A 290-nucleotide genomic window follows, 5' to 3' on the forward strand; every position below is an offset into this window, starting at 1 on the left:
CTGTCGCAGGACGGCAAGGTCGTGAATGGCCAGGGCGCCGACACCGACATCATCGTCGCGTCGGCCAAGGCCTATCTCAACGCGCTCAACAAGCTGCACGGCAAGTTCGAGAAGCTGAACCCGCAGCTGTGACCGGCTGCGGCCGCGGGCGGGCTGCCCGCGGCCGCAGCCCGAAACGCGTCAGGCCTCCACGCGTGCCTGGCGCGACGGCGCGGAAACCCGCGCGTACCACACCGCGCAGGCGAAAAGCAGCGCCGCCAGCACCGCCTCCGCGATCGCCAGCCTTCCTG

At 70.7% G+C, this 290-nt stretch carries 1 protein-coding gene; it reads left to right on the top strand.

The window, feature by feature from the left end:
- Positions 1 to 132, top strand: a 132-nt coding sequence (locus GPA22_RS22565) for an alpha-isopropylmalate synthase regulatory domain-containing protein (RefSeq protein ID WP_169258296.1), incomplete at its 5' end; no start/stop codon positions are given.
- Positions 133 to 290 lie beyond the last annotated feature (158 nt).

The organism is Aromatoleum toluvorans, from assembly GCF_012910905.1.
Taxonomy (GTDB): domain Bacteria; phylum Pseudomonadota; class Gammaproteobacteria; order Burkholderiales; family Rhodocyclaceae; genus Aromatoleum; species Aromatoleum toluvorans.